Raw genomic sequence first — 20,733 nt, forward strand, 5'->3', positions numbered from 1 at the left:
GCCGCCCCGTTGTTACTCGGCCTCGACCTTGCCGCCGGCGGCTTCGATCGCCGCCTTGGCTCCGGCCGTCGCCTGCAGGCCCTTGATGACGAACGCCTTGGTCAGCTCGCCCTTCTTGACGATCTTGGCCTTCTTCGCGGTGCTCGGCACCAGCTTGGCGGCGCGCAGCGCGGCGAAATCGATCTCGCCGGCCTCCAGCCTGTCCAGCTGGTACAGCAGCACTTCGGCGGTGTCCTTTGCCATGCGCGAGCGGAAGCCGATCTTCGGCAGGCGCATGTGCATCGGCATCTGGCCGCCTTCGAAACCAGCCTTGATCTTGCCCTTGCCGGCGCGCGCGAACGAGCCCTTGTGGCCGCGACCGGCGGTCTTGCCCAGGCCCGAACCGATACCGCGACCGACGCGGGTGCGCTCGGTGCGGGCGCCGGGGGCCGGCTTGAGTGTATTCAGACGCATGACGATTACTCCTCCACCCGGACCAGGTAATGGACCTTGTTGATCAGGCCACGCACCTGCGGGCTGTCCTTAAGTTCGCGGACATCGTTGAGCTTGTTCAGGCCCAGCGCACGCACCGACAGGCGGTGACGCGACTGCGAACCGCGCAGGCCCTTGACCAGGCGCACCTTGACGGTGCCGGCAGCTTCCGGCTTCTTAGCCATGGCTCAGATCCTCCACCTTCTTGCCGCGCTTGGCCGCGATCTTGGCCGGCGACTGCATGTCCGCCAGGCCGCGCACGGTCGCACGCACGAGGTTGATCGGATTGCGCGAGCCGACCGCCTTGGCCAGCACGTTCTTCACGCCGACCGCCTCGAGCACGGCGCGCATCGCGCCGCCGGCGATCACGCCGGTACCCTCGGAAGCCGGCTGCATGAACACGTTTGCCGCACCGTGGCGCGACTTGACCGGGTGCCACAGCGTGCCGTTGTTCAGGTCGACGTTGACCATGCTCTTGCGCGCGTACTCCATCGACTTCTGGATGGCGACCGGCACCTCGCGGGCCTTGCCATAGCCGAAGCCGACGCGGCCCTCGCCGTCACCCACCACGGTCAGCGCGGTGAAGGTGAACTGGCGGCCGCCCTTGACGGTCTTGCTGACGCGGTTGACCGCGATCAGCTTCTCGACCATCCCATCATCGATCTCTTCGCGGTTACGGTCGCGATCACGACCCCGCGGTGCACGATCTTCTGCCATCTTTCCGGTTCCTGTGTTTGAACAAATTTGCGGCACTGCCGCTTATCGTTGTGCAACGTTTCGGGTGTTTCGCAGCGCCGAGAACTCGGCGGCACGTCCGGCGCAACCCGCACCGGCAGGTGGAACGGCGGCATGGGGTCGCCCCCACGCCGCTTCAAGCCTCAGAACTGCAGGCCACCCTCGCGGGCGGCATCGGCCAGCGCCTTGATGCGACCGTGATAACGGTAGCCCGAGCGATCGAACGCAACCTTCTCGATGCCGGCGGCCTTGGCCTTCTCGGCGATCGCGCGACCCACCTTGGCGGCGGCCTCCATGTTGTGGCCGTTCTTCAGGCCGTCCTTGACGATGGCCTGGGTGGTCGAGGCGGCGGCCAGGACCTTCGAGCCGTCGGCAGTGAAGACCTGGGCATACAGGTGCTGACCGGTGCGCAGCACCGACAGGCGCGGCACACCGAGCTCGCGGATGTGCGCGCGGGTCGACTTGGCGCGGCGCAGACGGGCGATGTTCTTCTTCATGATCTGTACCTCGAAAGCTGAAGACCCGGTTAGGCCTTCTTGGCTTCCTTGCGGATGATGGTTTCGTCGGCGTACTTCACACCCTTGCCCTTGTAGGGCTCCGGCGGACGGAAGCCGCGGATCTTGGCGGCGACCTCGCCGACGCGCTGCTTGTCGGCGCCCTGCACCAGGATCTCGGTCTGCGACGGCGTGGCGATGGTGATGCCTTCCGGAGCCGGGAACACGATCGGGTGCGAGAAGCCCAGCGACAGGTTCAGATCCTTGCCCTGCATCGACGCGCGATAGCCGACGCCGACCAGCTCGAGCTTGCGCTCGAAACCGTCGGACACGCCCTTGACCATGTTGGCCAGGATCGCGCGGATGGTGCCGGTGATCGCGATGCGGGTCGGATCGGCAGCCGACAGCACGGCCTGACCGTCCTCGACCTTGACCTCGACCCCGGCCGGCTTGGCGACGGACAGGGTGCCCTTCGGGCCCTTGACGCTGATGCTGTCGGCCTGGATGTTCAGCTCGACGCCCTTCGGGAGGGCGACCGGCTTCTTGGCAACTCGGGACATTTCTATTCCTCCCTTAGGCCACGAAGCACAGGACCTCACCGCCGACGCCCTGCTGGCGCGCCTGCGCATCGGTCATGATGCCCTTCGAGGTGGAAATGATGGCGATACCGAGGCCGCCGAGGACCTTCGGCAGCTCGGACTTGCCGCGGTACTGGCGCAGGCCGGAACGGGAGTAGCGCTCGAGGCGCTCGATCACCGGCTTGCCTTCGTAGTACTTCAGCGCGATCTCGAGCTCGGCCTTGCCGTTGCCCAGATCGGTGACCTGGGAGTCGAGGATGTAGCCCTCGTCCTTGAGGACGTTGGCGATTGCGACCTTGATCTTCGACGACGGCATCTTCACCGTCGACTTGCGGACAGCCGCCGCATTCTTGATGCGGACCAGCATGTCGGCGATGGGATCAGTCATGCTCATGGAATGTCACCTTATGAGTAGCACCGATATCCGCGGGATTGCGGCTTTTCAGCAGTGTTTTCTTCGTTGTCGTCCGCCACCGAAGCGGCGACGCCCCGCCATGGGAGGCCATGGCCTCCCGGACGGGGCAAGCCGGCAAGTCTAGCAGAACCTGCCGGGGTTTGCGCTCCTCGATGCCCCGGGGAGCGCTTGTCGCGTTACCAGCTGGCCTTGCGCAGGCCTGGCACGTCGCCCTTCATCGTGGCTTCGCGCAGCTTGTTGCGGCCCAGGCCGAACTTGCTGTAGACGCCGCGCGGGCGACCAGTCAGGGCGCAGCGGTTGCGCTGACGGCTCGGCGAGGAGTCGCGCGGCAGCTTCTGCAGCTTGACGGCGGCGTCCATCTTCTCTTCGTACGACGCGGTCTCGCTGGAGATGATCTTCTTCAGCTCGTCGCGCTTGGCGGCATGCTTCGCCGCCAGCTTGGCCCGCTTGATCTCGCGGTTGACCATTGAGGTCTTGGCCATGGTGTGTGTCCTCGGATCAGTTGCGGAACGGGAAGCGGAAGGCCTCGAGCAGCGCCCGCGCCTCGGCGTCGGTCTTCGCGGTCGTGGTGATCGCGATGTCCATGCCGCGCAGCGCGTCGACCTGGTCGTAGTCGATCTCCGGGAAGATGATCTGCTCCTTCACGCCCATGTTGTAGTTGCCGCGGCCGTCGAACGACTTGCCCGACACGCCGCGGAAGTCGCGGACGCGCGGCAGGGCCACGTTCACCAGACGGTCGAGGAACTCGTACATCTTGGCGCGACGCAGGGTCACCTTGCAGCCGATCGGCCAGCCGTCGCGGATCTTGAACGAGGCCACCGAGACGCGGCTCTTGGTCACGATCGGCTGCTGACCGGTGATCTTGGCCATGTCGGCGACGGCGTTCTCGAGGATCTTCTTGTTGGTGGCGGCTTCGCCGACGCCCATGTTGAGCGTGATCTTGACGAGGCGGGGCACTTCCATCGGGTTCTTGTAACCGAACTTCTCGGTCAGTACCGGAACCACCTCTTCCTTGTAAATCTTTTCAAGCCGGGTCATTTGGGCATTCCTCAGGCGTCGACCGCCTCACCGCTGGAGCGGAACACACGCAACTTGCGTCCATCCTCCAGCACCTTGAAACCAATGCGCTCACCCTTGCCGGAGGCCGGGTTGAACAGCATGACGTTGGAAATGTGGATCGGCGCCTCGCGCTCGATCACGCCGCCAGGCTGGCCGGCCTGCGGGTTCGGCTTGGTGTGGCGCTTGACGATGTTGACGTTCGACACGACGACCTTGTCGCCGTCGACGCGGATCACGTCGCCCTTCTTGCCCTTGTCCTTGCCGGCGGTGACGATGACTTGGTCACCCTTGCGGATACGGTTCATTTCTCTATCTCCTCCGCTCAGAGCACTTCAGGCGCGAGCGAGACGATCTTCATGAACTTCTCGGAACGAAGCTCACGGGTCACCGGCCCGAAGATACGGGTGCCGATCGGCTCATGCTTGTTGTTGAGCAGCACTGCGGCGTTGCCGTCGAAGCGGATCAACGAGCCGTCCGGGCGACGCACACCCTTGCGGGTACGCACGACCACGGCGTCGTAGACGTCGCCCTTCTTGACCTTGCCGCGCGGAATGGCGTCCTTGACGGTCACCTTGATGATGTCGCCGATGCCGGCGTAACGGCGCTTGGAGCCGCCCAGCACCTTGATGCACATCACTTCCTTCGCACCGGAATTGTCGGCCACCCCGAGGTAGCTTTGCATCTGGATCATGATTCAGCCTCCTCGGTTATTCGGCAGCGCGGGTGACGATCTGCACCACACGCCAGTTCTTGGTCTTGGACATCGGCGCGCACTCGCTCACGCGGACGATGTCGCCCTCGTTGCATGCGTTGTCTGCGTCGTGGGCGTGGAGCTTGGTCGAGCGACGGATGTACTTGCCGTAGAGGGCATGCTTGACCTGGCGCTCGACGAGCACCGTGACGGTCTTGTCCATCTTGTTGCTGACCACGCGCCCCTCGACCGTGCGCAGTGCCTTCTCTGTATTGTTGTCGGTCATGGCGGGTCCTTACTTCTTCTGGCCGAGCAGCGTGTTGACGCGCGCGATCTCGCGGCGCACGCGACGGGCCTCGTGGGTCTTGGCGAGCTGGCCGGTGGCCTTCTGCATGCGGAGGGCGAAGCTCTCCTTCTGCAGCTCGACCAGGTGGGCCTTCAGCTCGTCAGCGGATTTCTCGCGGAGTTGCTTGAGTTCCATCAGCGCACCGTCCGGGTAACGAAAGTGGTGGTGACCGACAGCTTGGCCGAGGCCAGGCGGAACGCCTCGCGTGCCACTTCCTCGCTGACGCCCTCGATCTCGTAAATCATGCGGCCGGGCTGGATCTGGGCGACCCAGTACTCGACGTTGCCCTTGCCCGAGCCCATTCGGACTTCGATCGGCTTCTTGGTGATCGGCTTGTCCGGGAACACGCGGATCCACATCTTGCCGCCACGCTTGACGTAACGGCTGATCGAACGACGGGCCGCCTCGATCTGGCGCGCGGTGATCTGGCCGTGCGCAGTGGCCTTCAGGCCGTACTCGCCGAAGCTGACGGCGTTGCCGTTCCAGCTCAGGCCCTCGTTACGGCCCTTGTGCACCTTGCGGTATTTGGTTCGCTTGGGTTGCAACATGGTCGTTTACCTCGATTCGCGGGGCTGGCGGGCCGGGCGCGCCGGACGGGAGGGGCGATCGCCGCGGTCACCGCGCGAGCTCTCTTCCGGCTTTTCCTGACCGACCTGGGAGAAATCGAAGATCTCGCCCTTGTAGACCCACACCTTGATGCCGATGATGCCGTACGTCGTCCTCGCCTCGGCGAAGCCGTAGTCGATGTCCGCACGCAGGGTGTGCAGCGGGACTCGGCCTTCGCGGTACCACTCCGAACGGGCGATTTCAGCACCGTTGAGACGGCCGGCGACGTTGACCTTGATGCCCAGCGCGCCCAGGCGCATCGCATTGCCGACCGCACGCTTCATCGCGCGGCGGAACATGATGCGACGCTCGAGCTGCTGCGCGATCGACTCGGCGACCAGTTGCGCGTCCAGCTCGGGCTTGCGGACCTCCGTGACGTTGATGTGCGCCGGGACGCCCATCAGGTCACTGACCTCCTTGCGCAGCTTCTCGATGTCCTCGCCACGCTTGCCGATCACCACGCCCGGACGGGCGGTGTGGATCGTGACGCGGGCGTTGTTCGCCGGACGCTCGATGAAGATGCGGGAGATCCCGGCCTGCGACAGCTTCTTGCGAAGCATCTCGCGGACCTTGAGGTCAGACGCCAGGAACTCGGCGTACTGCTTCTTGTTGGCGAACCACTTGGAATTCCAGTCCTTGGCAATGCCCAGGCGGATGCCGGTCGGATGAACTTTATGACCCATAGTCTGACTCCGCCTTACTTGCCCGCGCCCACAACCACGGTGATGTGGCTGGTGCGCTTGAGGATCCGGGTGCCGCGGCCCTTCGCCCGCGCCATGAAGCGCTTCAGCGTCGGACCCTCGTCCACCATGATGGTCTTGACCTTGAGCTCGTCGATGTCGGCGCCCTGGTTGTTCTCCGCGTTGGCGATCGCCGACTCGACGACCTTGCGGATCATGCCCGCCGCCTTCTTGTCGGAGAACTTCAGCAGGTTGACGGCACGCTCGGCCGAAAGGCCGCGCACCTGGTCGGCGACCAGACGGGCCTTCTGCGGGGAGATGCGCGCGGTGCGCAGGATGGCTTTCGCTTCCATGGTCATCTCCTTAGCGGCTCTTCTTGTCGCCGCCGTGACCCTTGAAGGTACGGGTCAGGGCGAACTCGCCGAGCTTGTGGCCAACCATGTTCTCGTTGACCAGCACGGGGATGTGATTGCGACCGTTGTGCACGGCGATGGTGAAGCCCACCATCTCCGGCAGGATCATCGAGCGACGCGACCAGGTCTTGATCGGCTTCTTGTTGTTGCCCGCGGTCTCCACCTTCTTCATCAGATGATGGTCGACGAACGGGCCCTTCTTCAGTGAACGTGCCATGGCCGATTAGCTCCTGCGATCGCGCACGATGAACTGCTGGGTGCGCTTGTTCTTGCGGGTCTTGTAACCCTTGGTCGGAACGCCCCACGGGGTGACCGGGTGCGGGTTGCCCTGGCCGGCCTTGGCCTCACCACCGCCGTGCGGGTGGTCGACCGGGTTCATGGCCGCGCCGCGGACGGTCGGGCGAACGCCGCGCCAACGCTTGGCGCCGGCCTTGCCCAGCTTCTCCAGGTTGTGCTCGTCGTTGCCGACCTCGCCGATGGTGGCGCGGCACTCGGCCGGCACCTTTCGCATTTCGCCGGAACGCAGACGCAGGGTCGCGTAGCCATGCTCGCGCGCGACCAGCTGGACACCGGCGCCGGCGGCGCGTGCCAGCTGGGCACCCTTGCCCGGCTTCATCTCGATGCAGTGCACCGTCGAACCGACCGGGATGTTGGTCAGCGGCAGTGTGTTGCCGACGCGGATCGGCGCGTCGCGGCCCGCGATCACCTGGTCGCCGGCCTTCAGGCCCTTCGGAGCGATGATGTAGCGGCGCTCGCCGTCGACGTAACACAGCAGGGCGATGTGGGCGGTGCGGTTCGGATCGTATTCGATCCGTTCCACGCGCGCCGGAATGCCTTCCTTGTTGCGCTTGAAGTCGATCAGGCGATAGTGCTGCTTGTGGCCACCACCGACGTGGCGGGTGGTGATCCGGCCGTGGTGGTTGCGGCCACCGGTCTTGTTCTTCTTCTCGACCAGCGCGGCATGCGGCGCGCCCTTGTGCAGGCCCGGCGTCACCACGCGGACGGCCGAACGACGGCCAGCCGAGGTGGGTTTGAATGTCATCAATGCCATGGGTCTATCCTCAGGCCGTGGCCATCACATCGATCGACTGGCCTTCGGCCAGCTTCACGTACGCCTTGCGCCAGTCGGCACGACGGCCCATGCGGAAACGGAAGGCCTTGCTCTTGCCCTTCACGTTCACGACATTGACCGCCTCGACCTTGACGTCGAACAGCTTCTCGACGGCGGCCTTGATGTCGGCCTTGGTCGCGTCCGTCGCCACTTCGAAGACGTATTGGTTGGAAACTTCCTGCAGACGCGCGGTCTTCTCGGACACGCGCGGCGCACGGATGATGGTGTAGAGCTTGGCCTCGTTCATGCCAGCCACTCCTCGATCTTCTTGACCGCATCGGCGGTGACCACGACCGAGTCGGCGCCAACCAGCGCGACCGGATCCAGGCCTTGCACGTCACGGACTTCGACATACGGCAGGTTGCGTGCCGAGAGGTACAGGTTCTCGGTCGCTTCCTCGGTGACGATCAGCGGACGCTGACCGACTTCCAGCTCCTTCAGCTTCGCGACCAGACCCTTGGTCTTGGCGGCGTCGACATCGAAGCTCTCGACGACCTTGATCCGGCCCTGGCGGTTGAGCTCCGACAGGATCGCGGCGATCGCGGCGCGGTACATCTTGCGGTTGACCTTCTGCTCGAAGCTGCGAGGCTTCGCGGCGAAGGTCACGCCACCGCCGACGAAGATCGGCGCGGTCAACGCACCGTGACGGGCGCCACCGCCCTTCTGGCGCTTGGACTTCTTGGTGGTGCCGGCGACTTCGGAGCGGGTCTTCTGGGCCTTGGTGCCGGCTCGGCCGGCATTGCGGTAAGCCACGACCACCTGATGGACCAGGTCTTCGCTGAACTCACGGCCAAAGATCGCATCGGAGACCGACAACGTCTTCTTGCTGTTGTTGATGGCGAGTTCCATCGTCATCTCTCCTTATGCCTTGCTCGTCGGACGCACGATGACGTCGCCACCCGGCGCGCCCGGCACGGCACCCTTGATGGCGATCAGGCCGCGCTCGGCGTCGACCTTCACCACTTCGAGGCCCTGCGTGGACTGCTGCACGGCGCCCATGTGGCCGGACATCTTCTTGCCCGGGAACACACGGCCCGGCGTCTGGCGCTGGCCGATCGAACCCGGCGCGCGGTGCGACAGCGAGTTGCCGTGCGTCGCGTCGCCCATGCGGAAGTTGTGCCGCTTGATGGTGCCCTGGAAGCCCTTGCCCTTGGTCACGCCCTGGACGTCGACGATCTGGCCGGCCTCGAAGATGTCGGCCTTGATCTCGCCGCCAACCTCGAAACCGTCGATCTGGTCGTCGCCAACGCGGAACTCCCACAGGCCACGGCCGGCTTCGACCTTGGCCTTGGCCAGGTGCCCGGCTTCGGGCTTGTTGACTAGCGACGCGCGCTTGACGCCGGCGGTGACCTGCACGGCGCTGTAGCCGTCGCTGTCGACGGTCTTGATCTGGGTGATGCGGTTCGGGGTGGCCTCGATCAGGGTCACCGGCACCGACTTGCCGTCGGCGGTGAACACGCGGCTCATGCCGGCCTTGCGACCGACGATGCCCAACGAATACTTCTTCGCGGTCATGGTAGCGGCCTCAGGTCAGCTTGATCTGGACGTCGACGCCCGCCGCGAGCTCGAGCTTCATCAGCGCGTCCACGGTCTTGTCGTTGGGGTCGACGATGTCGAGCACGCGCTTGTGCGTGCGGGTCTCGTACTGGTCGCGCGCGTCCTTGTCGACGTGCGGAGAAACGAGAATGGTGTAACGCTCGATCTTGGTCGGCAGCGGGATCGGGCCGCGCACCTGCGCGCCGGTCCGCTTGGCCGTCTCGACGATCTCGCTGGCCGAGCGGTCGATCAGACGATGATCGTACGCCTTGAGCCGAATCCGGATCTTTTGGTCCGCCATGACGGAATTCCTCGGTTAAAAGAGCGACAGGCCGGCCTCTGGGTGTGCCGACCCTTGAAAAAGCCAATGCCCCGGAGCCTTCACCCTCGCTCCGGAGCTTCCTGCTCAGACAAACAAGGCAGGCCGGTTGCCCGGCCCGCCCAGACGGAATACCTGAACGCGCAGCACCACTCGGGACCCGTGAAGTCCGGAGCGGCATTTGCCGCGCGACGAGTCCCTGTCTGGCGAATACGAGGTGCCTCCTGCCCCTCATTTCGCTGGTTGCGCAGACCCGGTAAGACGGACCTGCGCGGTGGTCGCGCATTCTAACGGGTTATCGCCGGCCGGCGCAAGCGCCGGCCATCGTTGGCCCGTTTCGCCCGTTCAGCCGGAGATCCCGGCCAAGGGTCTGTCGCGTCCAGCCGGCGGACCTCCGCCCCGAGCCCGCGCTGCTACGCCCGGGAATGGGAACGGCATGTCGACCGGCACGCGGCTGCGCCATGCGCAACCGCACTGGATCAGATCACTTGATGATCTTGGCGACGACGCCCGCGCCGACGGTGCGGCCGCCTTCGCGGATCGCGAAGCGCAGACCCTCGTCCATCGCCACCGGATTGATCAGCTGGACGGCCATCTTCACGTTGTCGCCCGGCATCACCATCTCGGTGCCTTCCGGCAGCGTCACCGCACCGGTGATGTCGGTGGTGCGGAAGTAGAACTGCGGACGGTAGCCCTTGAAGAACGGCGTGTGACGGCCACCCTCGTCCTTCGACAGCACGTACACCTCGGCCTCGAAGTCCGTGTGCGGGGTGATCGAACCCGGCTTGGCCAGCACCTGGCCACGCTCCACCTCGTCACGCTTGGTGCCGCGCAGCAGCAGACCCGCGTTGTCGCCCGCCTGCCCCTGGTCCAGCAGCTTGCGGAACATCTCCACGCCCGTGACCGTGGTCTTGGTGGTCGGACGGATACCGACGATCTCGATCTCGTCGCCCACCTTGATCACGCCGCGCTCGATACGGCCCGTCACCACCGTGCCGCGACCCGAAATCGAGAACACGTCCTCGACCGGCATCAGGAACGCCTTGTCGATGTCGCGCTCCGGCTCCGGAATGTAGCTGTCCAGCGCGTCCACCAGCGCCAGGATCGCCGGCACGCCGATCTCCGACTGGTCGCCTTCCAGCGCCTTCAGCGCCGAACCCTTGATGATCGGGGTGTCGTCGCCCGGGAAGTCGTACTTGCTCAGCAGCTCGCGCACTTCCATCTCCACCAGCTCCAGAAGCTCGGCGTCGTCCACCATGTCGGCCTTGTTCAGGAACACCACGATGTACGGCACGCCGACCTGACGCGCCAGCAGGATGTGCTCGCGGGTCTGCGGCATCGGGCCGTCCGCCGCCGAACACACCAGGATCGCACCGTCCATCTGCGCCGCACCCGTGATCATGTTCTTCACGTAGTCGGCGTGGCCCGGACAATCCACGTGCGCGTAGTGACGCGTCGGGCTTTCGTACTCCACGTGCGCCGTCGAGATCGTGATGCCGCGCGCCTTCTCTTCCGGCGCCGCGTCGATCGCGTCGTACGCCTTGAACTCTCCACCGAAACGCTCGGCGCCCACCTTCGTCAGCGCTGCCGTCAGCGTGGTCTTGCCGTGGTCAACGTGGCCGATCGTGCCGACGTTCACGTGCGGCTTGGTGCGCTCGAATTTACCTTTAGCCATGGCTGTCGCTTCTCGCTTTGTGACGGTTTCTGGGTGGAACTGCCGGGCGAATCGAACCCGGATATCGCGAATATGGTGCTCACGACTGGAATCGAACCAGCGACCTCCTCCTTACCAAGGAGGTGCTCTACCGACTGAGCTACGTGAGCAGGTTGTCGCAGCAGGTGGCGCGTTGCAGCAATGGAGCGGGAGACGGGAATCGAACCCGCACCATCAGCTTGGAAGGCTGAGGTTCTACCATTGAACTACTCCCGCGCCGGAAGACCTGCTTGGGTACCGCACCCTCGGCTGGTAAGGCCTCGGGATCTTGCCGGATACAACTTGAAGCTGGTGGAAGGAGGTGGATGGCTGCGGCCGCTGCGCGACCTTGGCCCTCCGGGCCGCGCCTTGCGGCGCGCACGACGAAGCTCTCGCTTCATCGCCGAACCAGCGGTGGCTCTCGTCCACCTCTCGTTCGTTCCGGCAACCTTCCTGCCGATTTTACTGCTACCACCTCTTGAAGCTGGTGGAGGGAGGTGGATTCGAACCACCGAAGGCGTAAGCCAGCAGATTTACAGTCTGCCCCCGTTGGCCGCTTGGGTATCCCTCCAAAAGAGCCCGCAATTTTGGCGCTGGCGTTCGCGGTTGTCAATGCACTTTTGCAGCGCCGGACGACTTTTCTTCGTCGACGACCGGCAGGCGGGGTCAGGACGCCGATCGCCGTCGATCAGACATTGAACCGGAAATGCAGCACGTCGCCTTCCTGGACCCGGTATTCCTTGCCTTCCAGGCGCATCCGCCCCGCTTCGCGCGCGCCGGCTTCGCCCTTGTACTGGATGAAATCGTCGTAGGCGATGGTCTCGGCGCGGATGAAGCCCTTCTCGAAATCGGTATGGATCACCGCTGCCGCCTGTGGCGCGGTCGCGCCCTTCTTCACCGTCCAGGCGCGCACTTCCTTGACCCCGGCGGTGAAGTAGGTCTGCAGGCCCAGCAGGGTATAGGCGGCGCGGATGACCCGGTTCAGCCCCGGCTCGTCGAGGCCGAGGTCGGCCAGAAAGGCGTCGCGGTCGGCATCGTCGAGCTGGGCGAGCTCTTCCTCGATCGCCGCCGACACCGGTACCACCTCGGCGCCTTCCCCCGCAGCCCTCGCGCGGACCGCATCCAGGTGCGGATTGTTCTCGAAGCCGTCCTCGAGCACGTTGGCGACATACATCACCGGCTTCAGGGTCAGCAGGAACAGGTCGCGGACGGCGAGCAGGTCGTCGTCGGAAAGATCCAGCGCGCGCGCCGGCCTGCCGGCGTCGAGACCCTCGCGGATCCGGCCCAGCACTTCGACCCGCACCTTGGCTTCCTTGTCACCGGACTTGGCGGTGCGCTCGGCACGCTGCAACGCCTTCTCGACGGATTCGAGGTCGGCAAGCGCCAGTTCGGTGTCGATGGTGTCGATGTCGGAGATCGGATCGACCCTGCCGGACACGTGGACGACGTCGCCGTGCTCGAAGCAGCGGACCACGTGGGCGATCGCGTCGACCTCGCGGATGTGCGCCAGGAACTTGTTGCCCAGCCCCTCGCCCTTGGCCGCGCCGGCGACCAGGCCCGCGATGTCGACGAATTCCATCGCGGTCGGGACCAGCTTCTGCGGCTTGACGATCTCCGCCAGGGCATTCAGGCGCGGATCGGGCACCGGCACGACGCCGACGTTCGGCTCGATCGTGCAGAACGGGAAGTTCGCCGCCGCGATCCCGGCCTTGGTCAACGCGTTGAAGAGGGTCGACTTGCCGACGTTCGGCAGGCCGACGATGCCACATTTGATGCCCATGTATGGAAACCCGGGATTGGTGATTCGGGATTCGGGATTCGCCGGCGGCCGCTGCGGTCCGCACGGAAATCCCGAATCCCCAACCGCCGATCCGGTCGCTAGTCCTTCTTCGTGTGCAGGCGCTTCATCGCCTCGCCGTAGTCGCCGGCGACCGCCAGCGGCAACACGTCGATCGCATCGTCGATCGCCCGCAGTATCCGCGTCTCGTCCTCGCCGCCCGGCCGGCCGAGCACCCAGGGCGTGACCTTGTCCTTGTGCCCGGGATGACCGATGCCGATACGCAACCGATGGAACTTTCCGTGCCCGAGCAGGCGCATGGTGTCGCGCAGGCCGTTCTGGCCGCCATGGCCGCCATCGAACTTCAGCCGGGCGGTGCCGGTCGGCAGGTCGAGCTCGTCGTGGGCGAGCAGGGCCTGGGCGGGCTCGAACTTCCAGAACCGCAGCGCCGCGGCCACCGATTTGCCGGACAGGTTCATGAACGTGGCCGGCTTCAGCAGCCAGACCGGTTGTCCGCCGATCTCGACCCGGCAGGTCGAGCCGAACAGCTTGGAGTCGACGTTGAAACGTCCGCCCAGCTTCTCCGCCAAGGCGTCCACAAACCAGAACCCGGCGTTGTGCCGGGTCCGGGCGTGCTCGGGTCCGGGGTTGCCCAGCCCGACGATGAGGCGCAGTCCCGCCATCGACATGGAGAAGGAGCGTTCCACGTGCGCCGGCGGCTCCATCTGCGCGGAGCCGCCGACGGGACGCGATTACTCCTCGCCCTTCTCGGCCTTGGCGGCCGGCACGTCGGCCGAACCTTCCTCGGCCGGGGTCTCCTCGACCTCGACACGGCCGGCACGGGCCACGACCACGGCCACGTCGTGCTCCTTGCCGAGCTTCAGCTCGGGGATCTCGACGCCCTTGGGCAGCTTAAGCTCGGACAGGTGGATGGTCTCGCCGAGCTTCAGGTCGGCCAGGTCGATCTCGATGAACTCGGGGAGATCCTTCGGCAGGCAGCTGATCTCGACCTCGTTCAGCTCGTGGGTCACGACGACGTCGGCCGCCTTGCCGGCCGGCGACTTGTCCTCGTTGATGAAGTGCAGCGGCACGCGGGTGCGCAGCGCCTGGCCGGCGGTGACGCGCTGGAAGTCCAGGTGCATGATCAACTGCTTGTAGGGATGGCGCTGCATGTCACGCAGCAGGACCTTCTCCGACTTGCCGTCGATTTCCAGGTCGATGATCGACGAGTAGAACCACTCGTTCTGGCTGGCGAGCCAGGTCTTCTCGTGCTCGAGCTGGATCGGCTTCGGCTCGGACTTGCCGCCATAGACGATGGCCGGAATCACGCCGGCGTGACGAAGGCGGCGGCTCGCACCCTTCCCCTCATCGCTGCGGCTGACGGCCTTGAGGCTGTGTTCAGACATTTTCGTTACTCACTCTTTACTGCATGAATCCGCCTCGCGGCGGTCTGGATGACTCACCCGCGACCAGGTGAGCCGTTGTGCTCCGCGGCGCCGCCGCGGAGCGGATTTCGCGCGACCCGCCGCGATGGCGTCAGTCGACGTACAGCGAGCTGACCGACTCGCCGAACGCGATCCGGCGGATCGTCTCGGCCAGCAGTTCGGCGACGCTGAGCTGGCGGATGCGGCCGGTGGCGCGGGCCGCCTCGGTCAGCGGGATGGTGTCGGTCACCACCAGTTCGTCGAGCTGCGAACGGGTCACGTTGTCGATCGCCGCGCCCGACAGCACCGGATGGGTGCAGTAGGCGACCACCTTGGTCGCGCCCTGCGCCTTGAGCGCGTTGGCCGCCGCGCACAGGGTGCCGGCGGTGTCGACGATGTCGTCGACCAGCACGCAGGTCTTGCCCTCGACGTCGCCGATGATGTTCATCACCGTGGCGACGTTGGCGCGCGGGCGGCGCTTGTCGATGATCGCCAGGTCGGCGTCGTCGAGGCGCTTGGCGATCGCGCGGGCGCGGACCACGCCGCCGACGTCCGGGCTGACCACGATCAGGTTGTCGGTGCCGTGCGCGCGCCAGATATCGGCAAGCAGCAGCGGCGAGGCGTACACGTTGTCGACCGGCAGATCGAAGAAACCCTGGATCTGGTCGGCATGCAGGTCGACGGTCAGCACGCGGTCGGTGCCGACCGCGCCGAACATGCTCGCCGCGACCTTGGCGGTGATCGGCACGCGCGAGGAACGCGGGCGGCGATCCTGGCGGGCATAGCCGAAATACGGCACCACCGCGGTCACATTGCTGGCCGAGGCGCGCTTGAGCGCGTCCACCAGCACCAGCAGCTCGACCAGGTTCTCCGCGCTGGGCGCGCAGGTCGGCTGGATCACGAAGACTTCCTGTCGGCGGACGTTCTCCTCGATCTCGACCTGGACTTCCCCGTCGGAGAAGCGGCCGACGAGGGCCTTGCCCAGGCGGATGCCGAGTTCGCGGCAGACCGCCTCGGCGAGGGGGCGGTTGGCATTGCCGCTGAACACCAGCAGGTTGCGGTCGGATTGCACGATCGGACTCCGGCGATGTCGGCGTTCGGTTGGGGATGCCGCGTGGGCGTTACGTCCAGCATTAGTCAGGCGGCGAGTCCTTGCGCGCACCCAGCCCGCCGGGCCTCGGGGACCGGCTTCACACCCGGCGGGATTGGCAGGGGCGGTAGGATTCGAACCTACGAATGCCAGGATCAAAACCTGGTGCCTTAGGCCTCTTGGCGACGCCCCTGTTGCTTCCGACCACAGCTTCCGGAACCCATGCCGGCGTCCGTAAGCTCAGGTGCTGGCTGACGATGTGTAAGCCTCGAGCGCGTCCAGCAACGGCGACCGCGCCGCGCCGGCCGCCGACCAGGCTTTCAGGCCGGCGGGCAGCGTCGCCAGCGCGCGTTCGGCGGGTTCGATGCCTTCGAACTCGACGAAACAGCCGCTGCCCGACCCGGTCAGACGCGGACGGCCGATCCGCGACAGCGCCACGAAGACCGCCTCGACGGCGTCTTCCCGCGCGCGCAGGACCGGCTCGAACACGTTGCCGAGCGGAACGCCCGAAACGAAGTCCGATATTGTCGCGGGCGGGCAATCCCGCGTCAATTGCGGGGAGCGGAACAGTTCGGCGGTCGCCGCATGCACGCCCGGATCGGCCAGCACGTAGCCGGCGGGCGGCAGGTCGACCGGCGTCAACGCCTCGCCCACGCCCTCGGCCCAGGCGTTGCGACCCTGCACGAACACCGGCACGTCGGCGCCCAGCCGCAGGCCGAGCGCGGCCAGCGCGTCCGCCCCCTGGGCGGATCCCCACATCGCATCGAGGGCGACCAGGACGGTCGCCGCATCGCTGGAGCCACCGCCGAAACCGCCCCCGGCCGGAATGCGCTTGTCGACGACAATGTCGGCACCTTTGCCGATATTGGACGCATTTTGCAGTAATTTTGCCGCCCGAACCGTGAGATCGTCCGCCTCGGCGACGCCGGCCACCGATACGCCGTGGCGAACGATCCGGCCATCGTCGCGGACACGCAGGCGGACGGTGTCGCCCCAGTCGAGCAGGCGGAACACGGTCTGCAGCAGGTGGTAGCCGTCGGGCCGTCGGCCGACGATGCGCAGGAACAGGTTCAGCTTGGCCGGAGCCGGCCAGGCGATCCAGCCGTCCGGATCGGGGCGCATGTCGAAAACTGAATCGGAGCCTGCGTTGCGGATCTCCCAGGGACGCCCACCACGGGGCGGCTCTTCAGCCGCCGCCACCGCCCGCTCCCTCGCTTCCCGGCAACGCAGCGGCCCGCGGCGCGTCGACCTGCCATTGATCGACCACGAGCCTGACCCGCGCCTGGCGGCCGTCGACACCGTCGCTGCGGGCATCGATGCGGCGCGGGAGGTCGACGCCGTCGGCCGCTTCCGGCCACGCGTATTCGATGTGCCAGCCGTCCTGCTCCAGCACCGCGAGACGGCCATCGGCCGCATATACCTCGCCGGCCGGGCCACCGGCGGTTGCGCGCAGCCCGCGCGCCCAGTCCGCCAGCGCCGACACCGGCAGGTACCAGCCGGTCGCCTCGTACAGCAGCAGATCGGCGTCGCGGCCCGTCCACGGGCCGCCCTCGACGCCATCCAGGCGGGCACCGTCCGGGCCCACGGCCAGGCGCCAGCTCTGGCGGGTGACCGGGGCGCTGAGCTGGATGTCGAAACGATCGCCTTGCTGTCGCCACTCCAGCCGGCCGCTGCCGCCCTGCCCGGCCATCGACACCGCGACGCGTCCGCTCAACGACCAGTCGGTCACCGCGCGCAACGCGTCCTCGCGCGCCTGTTGGTGCGCCTCGGCGACGGCGCGCTCGGCCGGCGGCAGACCGCGCTGCGCCTTGGGCATGCCGGCACACGCGGCCAGCAGCGCCACCATGGCGACGAGGATCGCGCCGCGGATGCCGATCCGGATGATGCCAGTCCGGATCATGCGGACGCTCCGGCGCCGTCGGCGTCCTTGTCGCTGCCGCCGTCGCCGGACTTGTCCGCCGGCGTTCCGACCGGCAGGCCGACGCTCTCCAGCGCGCGGCGCAGCGACCGGTTGTCGGGGTCCAGCGCGCGCGCCTTGTCGAAGATCCGACGCGCCTCGTCGCGCTTGCCCATCACCCACAGCACCTCGGCCAGGTGCGCGGCGATCTCGGCGTCCTCCTGCATCGCCAGCGCACGGCGCAATTCGATCACCGCCTCTTCGTTGCGACCGAGCCGGTACAGGACCCAGCCGTAGCTGTCGATGATCGCGGCATTCTCCGGCTCGGCCGCGCGGGCGCGGTTGATCAGCTCCAGCGCCTCCCGGTAGCGGTCGGTACGGTCGGCCAGGGTGTAGCCGAGTGCGTTCAGCGCGGCGGTGCTCTCCGGATCGATCACCAGGATCTTGCGGAAATCGGCCTCGGCGCGGGCGATGTCGTCGCGGCGCTCCCAGGCCAATGCCCGCGCGTAAAGGATCTCGGGCTCGTCCGGGAATGCGGCCAGGCCGCGCGCATACGCGTCGAGCTCGCCGGCACCGTTCTCGTCTTCCTCGCGCAATGCGGCCTCCAGCAGATAGGCGTCGCGACGGGTGTCGTCGGGTGCGGCCGCGTCGGCCTGGATGCCGCGCAACGCCTCATAGGCCTCGTCGCGGCGGCCCAGCTTGTGCAGCACGGTGGTCGTGCGCAGGCGCGCCTGCCAGCGCGCGGGGCCGCCGGGTACGCCGGCGTACCAGTCCAGGGCCTCGTCGTGACGTTCCAGGAACTCGGCGATCTGCCCCAGCAGCAGGCGACGGCGCGGATCCGGACGGGCGGCGTTGCGGCGCAGTTCGTCGTACAGCTCGCCCAGCGCCTGCTTGTCCTCGGCCTGCGCCAGCAGCGAGGCCCGGAATGCGTAGGTCTGCTCGTTCTGCGGACCTTCGGCCAGCGTGCGCTCGGCCTGGCGCAGGTCGCCCAGCTGTTCGTACTCGTTGGCGATGCTTTGGCGCAGGAACGGGTCGGCCGCGGCGACGTCGATGCCATCGAGCACTTCGCGCGCCTGCCCGGGCTTGCCGGCCTCGCGCAACTGGCCGGCATGCAGCAGGGCCACCCGCGGCTCGCCGGGGAAACGCTCGATCACCCGGTCGACGATGTCCTCGACCAGCTCCGGCGCATCCAGCCGCAGCGCCAGTCCACCGAATGCCATCCATGCTTCCAGCACCCTCGGGATGCGGTCGCGGCGGACCAGGTGTTCGAGCACCTCCGCGCTCAGGCGCGGATCGTGGCCGCCGGTCGCGAGCACGCCGAACGCCTGCCGCCAGCCGTCGCGGCCCGGCATCGCCAACAGCTCGGACAACTGGCGGCGCGCAGCGCGCTGCCGCCCCTGGCGCAGGGACAACGCGGCCTCGGCGGCCATCACGCCGGTCCTCTGCGCCTCGTCGTCCTCGCCGCCGAGCTCGCGCCACAACGCCAGCGCCTCTCCGGTGCGGGCGTCGTCCTTGGCCAGCAGGGCGATGCCGGTGGCCCGTTCGGCCAGGGCCGGGGCGCGGGCATCGCGCGCGGCCTGCAGATACCAGCCGGCGGCCTCGTCCAACCGCCCGGCCTGCAAGGCGAATTCGGCCGCCAGCAGCGGCTCGAGCGCCCGCACCGCCGGATCGTCGCTGGCTTCCGGCGACGCCAGCTCCGGCACCGGCCCGGCCGCGCCGGCAGGCGATCCCGACGACGCGGGTTCAGCGGCGGACAACACCGTCGGTCCGGAAAGGACGAAGGCAAGCGCGACGGCTAGGGTGGCGAGGCTCGTTCGCATCGTGATGGCGGACTCCCAGTGACTTCGGGCAGGTGGACGGGCGGGTCGCGTGGCGGACGGCTCGGTCCGGGTGAACGGAGAAGGCGCGGCGGCGAGCCGAAGCCGTCCGGGCCCGGTAGAATGTCCGTCTTCGGCAGCCAGCAGCTTATCGCAAGCACCTGAACGGGAAAGTCCGCGCCGTCCGGCAGTCCGGCGATGCCGCGTCCGCGATCCCGTACGAGAACCATTCCGTGAGCCTGTTCGTCCTCGGCATCAATCACCAGACCGCGCCCGTGTCGCTGCGCGAGCGGGTCGCGTTCGCCGGAGACGCGATCGCGCCGGCGCTGGCCGCGGTCCGCAGCCTGCCGGGCGTGCGCGAGGCGGCGTTGCTGTCGACCTGCAACCGTACCGAACTGTACGCGGTCGCCGACGGCGACGGCAGCGCGCTGGCCGACTGGCTGGCGACCCACCCGGACGACACCGGCGACCTGCACGGCTATCTGTACCGTCATGCCGACGCCGAAGCCGTGCGGCACCTGTTCCGGGTCGCGACCGGCCTCGATTCGCTGGTGCTCGGCGAGCCACAGATCCTCGGTCAGGTGAAGGACGCCTGGGCCATCGCGCGTGCCGCAGGCAGCCTCGGCGGCCAGCTCGACCGGCTGTTCCAGCATGCGTTCTCGACCGCCAAGCGCGCCCGCACCCACACCCGGATCGGCACCAACCCGGTCTCGGTCGCTTCGGCCGCGGTAAGACTGGCGCAGGAATCGTTCGCCCGGCTGGAGGACTCGACCGTGCTGCTGGTCGGTGCCGGCGAGACCATCGAGCTGGCGGCGCGCCACCTGACCCAGGCGAAGGCCCGGCGCCTGCTGGTCGCCAACCGCACGCTCGCGCATGCGCAGGAGCTGGCCACCCGCCACGGCGGTGTCGCACTGCCGCTGGACGAACTCGACAGGCATCTGGACGAGGCCGACATCGTGCTGTCGGCCACCGCCGCGCAACAGCCGATCCTGCGCCGGCCGCAGGTCGCCGCCGCGCTGGCGCGACGCCGGCGCCGGCACAACCCCCGGCCGTTGCTGCTGCTCGACCTGGCGGTGCCGCGCGATGTCGCCGCCGACGTCGCCGAACTGGCCGATGTCTATCTGTACACCGTCGACGACCTGGAACGCACGATCGAGGACAACCGCCGCGGCCGCCGCGAGGCCGCCGACGAGGCCGAAGCGATCATCGACCTGCAGGTCGCGCGCTACGTCGAGAACCTTGCCGCCAGTGCCCGCACCGAACCGCTCAAGCGTCTGCGCGCGCATGGCGAAGCGGCCCGGGTGGAAGTGCTCGCCCGCGCCCGCCAGCAACTGGCGGCCGGCGGCGACCCCGACGAGGTGCTCGGCTATCTCGCCCACACCCTGACCAACCGGCTGCTGCACGCGCCCACTGTCGCCCTGCGCGAGGCCGCGCTGACCGGCAACGCCGACCTGGGCCGCGCGGTCGACAGACTGTTCCCTGCGAGCGGGGAAAGAGCGGAAAGCGAAGATCTGCGGGAGGATTAGCGGGCCTGCCAGGCTGTCCGGCAGTTTCCCGCTCCCTCCACATATTCTGCTTTTT

Annotated in this window: 30 protein-coding genes and 4 tRNA genes; 1 reads left to right on the forward strand and 33 read right to left on the reverse strand. The window is 67.3% G+C overall.

Annotated features, from left to right (window positions below; genetic code table 11):
- Positions 1 to 12: 12 nt before the first annotated feature.
- The 33 genes from rplO to L3V18_RS08700 form a co-directional block, all read right to left on the reverse strand.
- A complete protein-coding gene (gene rplO, locus L3V18_RS08540) occupies positions 13 to 459 on the reverse strand; it encodes a 50S ribosomal protein L15 (protein ID WP_237054521.1) in 447 nt (148 codons plus the stop codon).
- Positions 459 to 656, reverse strand: a complete 198-nt coding sequence (gene rpmD, locus L3V18_RS08545) for a 50S ribosomal protein L30 (RefSeq protein ID WP_237054276.1) — start codon at positions 654 to 656, stop codon at positions 459 to 461. The genes rplO and rpmD overlap by 1 nt, the downstream gene beginning before the upstream one ends.
- The gene (rpsE, locus tag L3V18_RS08550; protein ID WP_237054277.1) at positions 649 to 1,188 is read right to left on the reverse strand and encodes a 30S ribosomal protein S5; all 540 of its coding nucleotides are present in this window, start codon (positions 1,186 to 1,188) and stop codon (positions 649 to 651) included. The genes rpmD and rpsE overlap by 8 nt, the downstream gene beginning before the upstream one ends.
- 161 nt (positions 1,189 to 1,349) lie before the next feature.
- A complete protein-coding gene (gene rplR / locus L3V18_RS08555) occupies positions 1,350 to 1,703 on the reverse strand; it encodes a 50S ribosomal protein L18 (RefSeq protein ID WP_237054278.1) in 354 nt (117 codons plus the stop codon).
- A 29-nt stretch (positions 1,704 to 1,732) separates the two neighbouring features.
- The gene (gene rplF / locus L3V18_RS08560; protein WP_237054279.1) at positions 1,733 to 2,260 is read right to left on the reverse strand and encodes a 50S ribosomal protein L6; all 528 of its coding nucleotides are present in this window, start codon (positions 2,258 to 2,260) and stop codon (positions 1,733 to 1,735) included.
- A 13-nt stretch (positions 2,261 to 2,273) separates the two neighbouring features.
- Positions 2,274 to 2,672 (reverse strand): 30S ribosomal protein S8, encoded by a 399-nt coding sequence (gene rpsH, locus L3V18_RS08565; protein ID WP_237054280.1) that lies wholly within the window; start codon positions 2,670 to 2,672, stop codon positions 2,274 to 2,276.
- Between the two features lie 197 nt (positions 2,673 to 2,869).
- Entirely contained in the window at positions 2,870 to 3,175 is a 306-nt protein-coding gene (gene rpsN, locus L3V18_RS08570) for a 30S ribosomal protein S14 (RefSeq protein ID WP_237054281.1), read from the reverse strand.
- A 16-nt stretch (positions 3,176 to 3,191) separates the two neighbouring features.
- Positions 3,192 to 3,731, reverse strand: coding sequence for a 50S ribosomal protein L5 (gene rplE, locus L3V18_RS08575; protein ID WP_237054282.1), 540 nt, complete (start codon positions 3,729 to 3,731; stop codon positions 3,192 to 3,194).
- An 11-nt stretch (positions 3,732 to 3,742) separates the two neighbouring features.
- Positions 3,743 to 4,057: a 50S ribosomal protein L24 gene (gene rplX, locus L3V18_RS08580; RefSeq protein WP_237054283.1), complete on the reverse strand. Its 315-nt coding sequence runs from the start codon at positions 4,055 to 4,057 to the stop codon at positions 3,743 to 3,745.
- Between the two features lie 17 nt (positions 4,058 to 4,074).
- Positions 4,075 to 4,443 (reverse strand): 50S ribosomal protein L14, encoded by a 369-nt coding sequence (rplN, locus tag L3V18_RS08585; protein ID WP_111267069.1) that lies wholly within the window; start codon positions 4,441 to 4,443, stop codon positions 4,075 to 4,077.
- Between the two features lie 16 nt (positions 4,444 to 4,459).
- Positions 4,460 to 4,729: a 30S ribosomal protein S17 gene (gene rpsQ, locus L3V18_RS08590; protein WP_237054284.1), complete on the reverse strand. Its 270-nt coding sequence runs from the start codon at positions 4,727 to 4,729 to the stop codon at positions 4,460 to 4,462.
- A gap of 9 nt (positions 4,730 to 4,738) precedes the next feature.
- Positions 4,739 to 4,924, reverse strand: a complete 186-nt coding sequence (gene rpmC, locus L3V18_RS08595; protein WP_237054285.1) for a 50S ribosomal protein L29 — start codon at positions 4,922 to 4,924, stop codon at positions 4,739 to 4,741.
- On the reverse strand, positions 4,924 to 5,337 hold the full coding sequence (gene rplP / locus L3V18_RS08600; RefSeq protein ID WP_111267072.1) for a 50S ribosomal protein L16: 414 nt from the start codon (positions 5,335 to 5,337) through the stop codon (positions 4,924 to 4,926). Before rplP ends, rpmC begins: the two co-directional genes overlap by 1 nt.
- Positions 5,338 to 5,343: 6 nt before the next feature.
- Entirely contained in the window at positions 5,344 to 6,078 is a 735-nt protein-coding gene (gene rpsC / locus L3V18_RS08605) for a 30S ribosomal protein S3 (RefSeq protein ID WP_237054286.1), read from the reverse strand.
- Positions 6,079 to 6,092: 14 nt separating this feature from the next.
- Positions 6,093 to 6,428 carry a 50S ribosomal protein L22 gene (rplV, locus tag L3V18_RS08610; protein ID WP_111267074.1) on the reverse strand — a complete coding sequence of 112 codons (336 nt, stop codon included), beginning with the start codon at positions 6,426 to 6,428 and terminating at the stop codon, positions 6,093 to 6,095.
- A gap of 10 nt (positions 6,429 to 6,438) precedes the next feature.
- A complete protein-coding gene (gene rpsS / locus L3V18_RS08615; protein WP_237054287.1) occupies positions 6,439 to 6,705 on the reverse strand; it encodes a 30S ribosomal protein S19 in 267 nt (88 codons plus the stop codon).
- 6 nt (positions 6,706 to 6,711) lie between these two features.
- Positions 6,712 to 7,539 carry a 50S ribosomal protein L2 gene (gene rplB / locus L3V18_RS08620; RefSeq protein ID WP_237054288.1) on the reverse strand — a complete coding sequence of 276 codons (828 nt, stop codon included), beginning with the start codon at positions 7,537 to 7,539 and terminating at the stop codon, positions 6,712 to 6,714.
- Between the two features lie 10 nt (positions 7,540 to 7,549).
- The gene (gene rplW, locus L3V18_RS08625; protein ID WP_111267077.1) at positions 7,550 to 7,846 is read right to left on the reverse strand and encodes a 50S ribosomal protein L23; all 297 of its coding nucleotides are present in this window, start codon (positions 7,844 to 7,846) and stop codon (positions 7,550 to 7,552) included.
- Positions 7,843 to 8,448, reverse strand: coding sequence for a 50S ribosomal protein L4 (gene rplD / locus L3V18_RS08630; RefSeq protein ID WP_237054289.1), 606 nt, complete (start codon positions 8,446 to 8,448; stop codon positions 7,843 to 7,845). Before rplD ends, rplW begins: the two co-directional genes overlap by 4 nt.
- Positions 8,449 to 8,460: 12 nt before the next feature.
- Positions 8,461 to 9,114: a 50S ribosomal protein L3 gene (gene rplC / locus L3V18_RS08635; RefSeq protein WP_237054290.1), complete on the reverse strand. Its 654-nt coding sequence runs from the start codon at positions 9,112 to 9,114 to the stop codon at positions 8,461 to 8,463.
- 10 nt (positions 9,115 to 9,124) lie between these two features.
- Positions 9,125 to 9,436 (reverse strand): 30S ribosomal protein S10, encoded by a 312-nt coding sequence (gene rpsJ, locus L3V18_RS08640; protein ID WP_027070119.1) that lies wholly within the window; start codon positions 9,434 to 9,436, stop codon positions 9,125 to 9,127.
- A gap of 502 nt (positions 9,437 to 9,938) precedes the next feature.
- Positions 9,939 to 11,129, reverse strand: a complete 1,191-nt coding sequence (gene tuf, locus L3V18_RS08645) for an elongation factor Tu (RefSeq protein WP_237054291.1) — start codon at positions 11,127 to 11,129, stop codon at positions 9,939 to 9,941.
- A gap of 73 nt (positions 11,130 to 11,202) precedes the next feature.
- Positions 11,203 to 11,278, reverse strand: a tRNA-Thr gene (locus L3V18_RS08650).
- Between the two features lie 32 nt (positions 11,279 to 11,310).
- Positions 11,311 to 11,384: transfer RNA gene (locus L3V18_RS08655), tRNA-Gly, on the reverse strand.
- Between the two features lie 248 nt (positions 11,385 to 11,632).
- Positions 11,633 to 11,718: transfer RNA gene (locus L3V18_RS08660), tRNA-Tyr, on the reverse strand.
- Between the two features lie 117 nt (positions 11,719 to 11,835).
- Entirely contained in the window at positions 11,836 to 12,927 is a 1,092-nt protein-coding gene (gene ychF / locus L3V18_RS08665) for a redox-regulated ATPase YchF (RefSeq protein ID WP_237054292.1), read from the reverse strand.
- Between the two features lie 98 nt (positions 12,928 to 13,025).
- Positions 13,026 to 13,607, reverse strand: coding sequence for an aminoacyl-tRNA hydrolase (pth, locus tag L3V18_RS08670; RefSeq protein ID WP_237054522.1), 582 nt, complete (start codon positions 13,605 to 13,607; stop codon positions 13,026 to 13,028).
- A gap of 69 nt (positions 13,608 to 13,676) precedes the next feature.
- On the reverse strand, positions 13,677 to 14,330 hold the full coding sequence (locus L3V18_RS08675; RefSeq protein WP_237054293.1) for a 50S ribosomal protein L25/general stress protein Ctc: 654 nt from the start codon (positions 14,328 to 14,330) through the stop codon (positions 13,677 to 13,679).
- A gap of 130 nt (positions 14,331 to 14,460) precedes the next feature.
- Positions 14,461 to 15,420 carry a ribose-phosphate diphosphokinase gene (locus L3V18_RS08680; RefSeq protein ID WP_237054294.1) on the reverse strand — a complete coding sequence of 320 codons (960 nt, stop codon included), beginning with the start codon at positions 15,418 to 15,420 and terminating at the stop codon, positions 14,461 to 14,463.
- 134 nt (positions 15,421 to 15,554) lie between these two features.
- Positions 15,555 to 15,631 (reverse strand) — tRNA-Gln (locus tag L3V18_RS08685).
- Positions 15,632 to 15,678: 47 nt separating this feature from the next.
- Positions 15,679 to 16,560: a 4-(cytidine 5'-diphospho)-2-C-methyl-D-erythritol kinase gene (ispE, locus tag L3V18_RS08690; protein ID WP_237054523.1), complete on the reverse strand. Its 882-nt coding sequence runs from the start codon at positions 16,558 to 16,560 to the stop codon at positions 15,679 to 15,681.
- A gap of 64 nt (positions 16,561 to 16,624) precedes the next feature.
- Positions 16,625 to 17,338: a lipoprotein insertase outer membrane protein LolB gene (lolB, locus tag L3V18_RS08695; RefSeq protein ID WP_237054295.1), complete on the reverse strand. Its 714-nt coding sequence runs from the start codon at positions 17,336 to 17,338 to the stop codon at positions 16,625 to 16,627.
- Positions 17,335 to 19,155 (reverse strand): tetratricopeptide repeat protein, encoded by a 1,821-nt coding sequence (locus L3V18_RS08700; protein ID WP_237054296.1) that lies wholly within the window; start codon positions 19,153 to 19,155, stop codon positions 17,335 to 17,337. Before L3V18_RS08700 ends, lolB begins: the two co-directional genes overlap by 4 nt.
- Positions 19,156 to 19,385: 230 nt before the next feature.
- On the opposite strand from L3V18_RS08700, the gene hemA reads away from it, so the two are divergent.
- Complete coding sequence (hemA, locus tag L3V18_RS08705; RefSeq protein ID WP_237054297.1) at positions 19,386 to 20,678, forward strand: glutamyl-tRNA reductase; 1,293 nt, start codon at positions 19,386 to 19,388, stop codon at positions 20,676 to 20,678.
- The last annotated feature ends 55 nt before the right edge of the window (positions 20,679 to 20,733 follow it).

It is taken from the genome of Marilutibacter chinensis, from assembly GCF_021725675.1.
GTDB lineage: Bacteria > Pseudomonadota > Gammaproteobacteria > Xanthomonadales > Xanthomonadaceae > Marilutibacter > Marilutibacter chinensis.

Coding starts and splice junctions, on each gene's coding strand:
- ispE (WP_237054523.1), bottom strand. CDS start 16,560: ATGCGCCCCGATCCGGACGGCTGGATCGCCTGGCCGGCTCCGGCCAAG.
- rpsN (WP_237054281.1), bottom strand. CDS start 3,175: ATGGCCAAGACCTCAATGGTCAACCGCGAGATCAAGCGGGCCAAGCTG.
- rpsH (WP_237054280.1), bottom strand. CDS start 2,672: ATGAGCATGACTGATCCCATCGCCGACATGCTGGTCCGCATCAAGAAT.
- rpmD (WP_237054276.1), bottom strand. CDS start 656: ATGGCTAAGAAGCCGGAAGCTGCCGGCACCGTCAAGGTGCGCCTGGTC.
- rplW (WP_111267077.1), bottom strand. CDS start 7,846: ATGAACGAGGCCAAGCTCTACACCATCATCCGTGCGCCGCGCGTGTCC.
- rpsC (WP_237054286.1), bottom strand. CDS start 6,078: ATGGGTCATAAAGTTCATCCGACCGGCATCCGCCTGGGCATTGCCAAG.
- rplE (WP_237054282.1), bottom strand. CDS start 3,731: ATGACCCGGCTTGAAAAGATTTACAAGGAAGAGGTGGTTCCGGTACTG.
- rplN (WP_111267069.1), bottom strand. CDS start 4,443: ATGATCCAGATGCAAAGCTACCTCGGGGTGGCCGACAATTCCGGTGCG.
- rplD (WP_237054289.1), bottom strand. CDS start 8,448: ATGGAACTCGCCATCAACAACAGCAAGAAGACGTTGTCGGTCTCCGAT.
- L3V18_RS08700 (WP_237054296.1), bottom strand. CDS start 19,155: ATGCGAACGAGCCTCGCCACCCTAGCCGTCGCGCTTGCCTTCGTCCTT.
- lolB (WP_237054295.1), bottom strand. CDS start 17,338: ATGATCCGGACTGGCATCATCCGGATCGGCATCCGCGGCGCGATCCTC.
- rplX (WP_237054283.1), bottom strand. CDS start 4,057: ATGAACCGTATCCGCAAGGGTGACCAAGTCATCGTCACCGCCGGCAAG.
- rplF (WP_237054279.1), bottom strand. CDS start 2,260: ATGTCCCGAGTTGCCAAGAAGCCGGTCGCCCTCCCGAAGGGCGTCGAG.
- rplV (WP_111267074.1), bottom strand. CDS start 6,428: ATGGAAGCGAAAGCCATCCTGCGCACCGCGCGCATCTCCCCGCAGAAG.
- ychF (WP_237054292.1), bottom strand. CDS start 12,927: ATGGGCATCAAATGTGGCATCGTCGGCCTGCCGAACGTCGGCAAGTCG.
- rpsQ (WP_237054284.1), bottom strand. CDS start 4,729: ATGACCGACAACAATACAGAGAAGGCACTGCGCACGGTCGAGGGGCGC.
- rplB (WP_237054288.1), bottom strand. CDS start 7,539: ATGGCATTGATGACATTCAAACCCACCTCGGCTGGCCGTCGTTCGGCC.
- rpsJ (WP_027070119.1), bottom strand. CDS start 9,436: ATGGCGGACCAAAAGATCCGGATTCGGCTCAAGGCGTACGATCATCGT.
- rpsE (WP_237054277.1), bottom strand. CDS start 1,188: ATGGCAGAAGATCGTGCACCGCGGGGTCGTGATCGCGACCGTAACCGC.
- rplC (WP_237054290.1), bottom strand. CDS start 9,114: ATGACCGCGAAGAAGTATTCGTTGGGCATCGTCGGTCGCAAGGCCGGC.
- rplP (WP_111267072.1), bottom strand. CDS start 5,337: ATGTTGCAACCCAAGCGAACCAAATACCGCAAGGTGCACAAGGGCCGT.
- rpmC (WP_237054285.1), bottom strand. CDS start 4,924: ATGGAACTCAAGCAACTCCGCGAGAAATCCGCTGACGAGCTGAAGGCC.
- rplR (WP_237054278.1), bottom strand. CDS start 1,703: ATGAAGAAGAACATCGCCCGTCTGCGCCGCGCCAAGTCGACCCGCGCG.
- tuf (WP_237054291.1), bottom strand. CDS start 11,129: ATGGCTAAAGGTAAATTCGAGCGCACCAAGCCGCACGTGAACGTCGGC.
- pth (WP_237054522.1), bottom strand. CDS start 13,607: ATGGCGGGACTGCGCCTCATCGTCGGGCTGGGCAACCCCGGACCCGAG.
- rpsS (WP_237054287.1), bottom strand. CDS start 6,705: ATGGCACGTTCACTGAAGAAGGGCCCGTTCGTCGACCATCATCTGATG.
- L3V18_RS08675 (WP_237054293.1), bottom strand. CDS start 14,330: ATGTCTGAACACAGCCTCAAGGCCGTCAGCCGCAGCGATGAGGGGAAG.